Annotated in this window: 3 protein-coding genes; 2 read left to right on the forward strand and 1 reads right to left on the reverse strand. The window is 46.9% G+C overall.

The features are described from left to right. Positions 1–14: 14 nt before the first annotated feature. A complete protein-coding gene (locus tag AC3A14_RS16665; RefSeq protein ID WP_318698653.1) occupies positions 15–770 on the reverse strand; it encodes an amino acid ABC transporter ATP-binding protein in 756 nt (251 codons plus the stop codon). Positions 771–918: 148 nt separating this feature from the next. On the opposite strand from AC3A14_RS16665, the gene AC3A14_RS16670 reads away from it, so the two are divergent. Together AC3A14_RS16670 and selD are read left to right on the forward strand one after the other, a co-directional pair. Continuing rightward, positions 919–2,433 (forward strand): ABC transporter permease subunit, encoded by a 1,515-nt coding sequence (locus AC3A14_RS16670; protein WP_318735736.1) that lies wholly within the window; start codon positions 919–921, stop codon positions 2,431–2,433. Positions 2,434–2,528: 95 nt separating this feature from the next. Beyond that, a complete protein-coding gene (selD, locus tag AC3A14_RS16675) occupies positions 2,529–4,790 on the forward strand; it encodes a selenide, water dikinase SelD (RefSeq protein WP_318735739.1) in 2,262 nt (753 codons plus the stop codon). Positions 4,791–4,952 lie beyond the last annotated feature (162 nt).

A 4,952-nucleotide genomic window follows, 5' to 3' on the forward strand; every position in this document is an offset into this window, starting at 1 on the left:
CCCAAAACGCTGTATTATTGATTGATTCGACTGAGAAAGGATTTCAGGCGATCGCTCTTTGGTTGGGAAAATAGCTCTTGAGGATCGCCAGATTCTTCGATAATGCCTTGGTGGAAGAACAAAACTTTATTAGAAACTTCCCGCGCAAACTGCATTTCATGGGTCACCACAACCATAGTCATTCCCTCTTGAGCCAATTGCTTCATGACGCTGAGAACTTCCCCAACCAACTCTGGATCGAGGGCACTAGTGGGTTCGTCAAACAGGAGAATACTAGGGTTCATGCACAAGCTACGGGCGATCGCCACCCGTTGTTTTTGTCCCCCTGAAAGTTGTTCTGGATAAAACTGAGCTTTATTGCCTAAACCCACCTTTTCTAAGTAATGGATTGCTCGCTCTCGACCTTCTGATTCCGACTGTTTTAAAACCTTCAGAGGGGCAAGCATCAAGTTTTGTAAAACCGTTAAATGGGGAAACAGATTGAAGTGCTGAAAGACCATCCCCACTCGACTTCGGAGTTGACGCAGCGTCGCTTGACTGACTTGCGCATGGGACAGATCGATCCCCATCACCTCTAAGCGTCCTTTATTAATAGACTCTAGACGATTTAAGCACCGTAAAAAGGTTGTCTTGCCACATCCAGAAGGGCCAATTACCGAAACCACATCCCCTTCAGATAAAGTGGTCGTTACCCCTTTTAGCACTTCAAGGTCGTCAAAACTTTTATGCAAGTCTTCACATGCCATTACGGGAGTTGCTGAATTAACCATCGTTTTTGAACCATCTTTAGGGGGATTGAGTTTAGAGTATCTAAACTCAATCCCCCTAAAGTGTATCCAGCATTACTTTTATTCACCAAGCAACCGTTGATACTAATCAACACTCTGATGTGGTTTTATGGAGAAAAGAGGCCTGACAATGATGGGGAGTAAGTGGTTGAAGCGCAAAATTCAAGTTTTTCTGGCGATCGCCAGTTGTCTGCTCGTGGTCATCTTCACCAGTTTATCAACTTTCGCCCAATCCTCTGCACCAACCCTCCAGGTGGCGACAGAACCCACCTTTCCCCCCTTTGAAATGCAAGACCAAGCAACCGGAGAGTTAAGTGGATTTGATATTGATTTAATGACAGCCATTGGCGAAGCGGCTGAACTGAATATCGAATTTGTCAGTTTACCCTTTGATGGCATTATTCCCGCTCTCCAGTCGAAAACTATGGATGCGGCGATTAGTGGCATCACGATCACCGCAGAACGAGCGCAAACTGTATCCTTTTCTCGTCCTTATTTTAAGGCAGGTTTAGCCATAGCGGTGCAAGAGGATAATACCAGCATTAAAAATTTTTCTGATTTAGAAGGCAAACAAATAGCCGTTCAAATTGGTAGCACTGGGGCCCAGGAAGCCAGTACCATCGAAGGGGCAAATATCAGTTCTTTTGACTCGGCCTCTTTAGCTCTACAAGAACTGATTAATGGCAAAGTGGATGCTGTAGTTAATGATGGGCCGGTGACTTTATACGCCATAAGACAAGCTGGATTACAAGGCGTGAAAGTCGTGGGTGAATTAGTCACAGAAGAATATTATGGCATTGCTATGCCTAAAGATTCTCCCTACTTAAATGACATTAATAATGCTCTGGAGTTACTGATTCAGGATGGTCGTTATCGCGCCATTTATCAAACTTGGTTTGCAGGGGAACCCCCGGAATTACCCCTCGTTCCCCCTGCCTTAGAAACCCAAGAAGTGATTGTTTTTGATTGGGGAAAACTGTTTGCTAATTTAATTCAAGGCTCGACGATTACCTTATTACTCACTGCTCTGGCTTTCGCTTTTGGGTTAATCGGAGGTACGCTAGTGGCGATCGCCCTAATTTCCCCCTACAAACCCTTGCGCCTACTCTGCCGCATTTATGTAGACTTTTTCCGGGGTACTCCCATGCTCGTCCAACTGTTTATGATCTACTTCGGTTTCCCCGGTTTATTCAAAGAATTAGGGTTAGAGTTTAGCTTCGATCGCTTTCCCGCAGCCGTCTTAGCCTTAAGCTTAAATAGTGCCGCCTACTTAGCCGAAATTATGCGCGGGGGCATTGAATCCATTGATAAAGGTCAATGGGAAGCCTCTCAATCCCTAGGCATGAGTCCCCTACAAACCATGCAAGACGTGATTTTTCCCCAAGCCTTACGTCGCATGTTACCCCCTCTAGGTAACGAATTTATTACCTTAGTCAAAGATACCAGTTTAGTCGCTGTTATTGGATTTGAGGAACTATTCCGCCAAGGTCAATTAATGGTAGCCATCACCTATCGATCCTTTGAAGTTTACTTAGCCGTAGCTTTAATGTATCTCGTGCTAACCACCCTATCTTCCTTTGGGTTTAAATGGCTAGAAGTGAGAATGAATCCCCTACAGCGCCAGAAACCCGCTCTTAAAACGTGAAGACTTTTATCACTTGATAGATCAGAATAGGGATGCACTTGCGGTAAAATCCCAAAGATGGTGTAGGTTTCCTCGGTGCAGAAAAAAATAAACCCATGGCCCAGACCCTAAGCAAAGAAATTGTCTTGATTGGAGGAGGACACGCCCATGCGATCGCCCTTCGCCAATTTGCCCTCAATCCCCTTCCTGGGGTCCGTCTCACCCTGATCGTTGATACCCTGCACACCCCCTATTCTGGGATGCTACCGGGCCATATTGCTGGATTCTACAGCTTTGACCAAACCCATATCGATCTACATCATCTCTGTCAATTTGCCCGGGCCCAACTCTATCAAGATCGTGCCATTGGTCTCGATCTCAAACGCAATCAAGTTCTCTGCGCTCACCGTCCCCCTGTCCGCTTTGACCTGCTCTCCATTGATATTGGGAGTACCCCTAACCAGATTCAGGTTCCTGGAGCTAATCACTACGCCATTCCCGCTAAACCGGTTTCCCAGTTCCTCAACCATTGGCGAGAGACCATAGAAAGCTTTGCTCGCCATCCTACCCACCCTTTAAAACTAGCCATTGTGGGTGGAGGTGCAGGGGGCGTTGAGTTAGCACTCACGATGCAACAGGGACTATTTGTCTGCCGTCAAGCTACGGGAGGAATGCGGAATATTGATGCCTCTTTTGTCATGTATACGGCTTCGTTTCCCGAAATTCATCTGTTCCATCAAGGGCAAGAAATTATGTCCTCCCATAACCGAGTGGTGCGCAAACGCATCGCCCAGTTAATGGGTCGTCGGGATATTCAACTGCATTTGGGGGAACGGGTAACCCAAGTTTCCGAGCAGGGTCTTCAGTGTCAGTCTGGATTTACTCTAGAGTGCGATCGCGTGTTTTGGGTGACTCAAGCTTCAGCTCCTCCCTGGTTAAAGGCCGCTGGTTTAGCAACGGATACCGATGGTTTTATTTTAGTTAAGGATTCTCTACAGTCCATTTCCCATCCCCAAGTATTTGCTGCTGGTGATATTGCCACCATGGTGAACTATACGCGGCCCAAGGCAGGGGTGTTTGCAGTGCGTCAAGGTCAGCCGTTATATGAGAATTTGAAACAAGCTGTTTTAGGGAAAGCACCGAAACCCTATCGCCCGCAAAAGCAAATTTTAGGACTCATTGGTACGGGAGATGGAAAGGCGATCGCCTCTTGGGGTAAATGGGGATTGGGCCCTAACCCTTTACTGTGGCGCTGGAAGGACTGGATCGATCGCCGATTTATGGCTCAATTCGAGGACTTTGGGCGATCGCCTACTCATCCCTCCTTGGCCCCAATTCCCATTCCCCCAGAGCGCCTATCCTCAGTGCTGAAGCGGGTAATTACCGACAATCCCAAATTAGAGTCCTTAATCGAGATCGAAAACCCTGGGGACAATTTGGCCTTATCCTCCGTGACCCCGGGTCTCCTAATTAAAAGTATGGATTTACTCACAGATAGCCTGCGAGATCCGTATTTATTCGGCATATTGGCGACTCACCATTGCTTAAATCCCATCTTGGCCAAGGGAGCAAATCCCCACAGTGTTTTAGGTTGGATAGAATTACCCAATAGTCTTCCTACGCAACAGGAAGAAACCCTCTATCAACTGCTCTCAGGTGTTCTGCAAGCGCTAACGATCAGTCAAACTCAGTTAGTGGGATGTCGCGCTTCCCTGGGGCCGTGCTTATCCCTGGGATTTTCTACTCAAGGGTATGTCGATCCCGAACCGGTCTTGTATCCGCCCAAGTTACAACCCGGACAAGTGTTGATTTTGACGAAACCCTTGGGTGTTGGCGCTCTGATGACAGCTCAAGAGCAGTATAAAAGTAAGGGACGATGGTTAGAAGGGGCGATCGCCTCAATGATTCAATCCAATTATCCAGCATCCCTAACCTTTCTGGAAACTGGCGCTACTGCTTGCACAGCAGTAGGCAATTTGGGTTTATTGTCACATCTGACGACCCTGATCAACCATACATCGGTGAGTATTAGCTTAAATTTGGATACTCTACCCGTTTTAGAAGGGACTTTAGAGAGTTTGCGCCACGTGCGATCGAGTCCACTCCATCAGGAAAATACTTCCAGTACTTCGACAACGCTTAGTGAACCTATTTCCTATCTGCAAAATGCGTCTAGCTTTGATTCCCATCCTGTCTATCCCCTCTTATTCGATCCTCAATGGTCTGGGGGATTAGTGGCTGGGATTCCCCATCCTCAAGCAGAAGAATGCTTGAAACTCCTGCAAAATTTAGGCTATACCCAAAGTGCCATCATTGGTGAAGTGCATCTCCCTGCGGGCGATCTTCCCCCGATCGAGTTAACCGTTAATGAGGAATAATATAGGGATTTTGGCGATCGCCTAAAGCGCCGTCTCGAATAGGAGGGGAGACACTTACCATATAGTTCAGAATACATCCTGCCACATACTCAGCTAATTTGACGGGTTTGGCAAAACTAAGTGTCAAATTTGCACGGCCTAGACTTTCATCTCTTTTTCCTG

The organism is Roseofilum sp. (genome assembly GCF_982964205.1).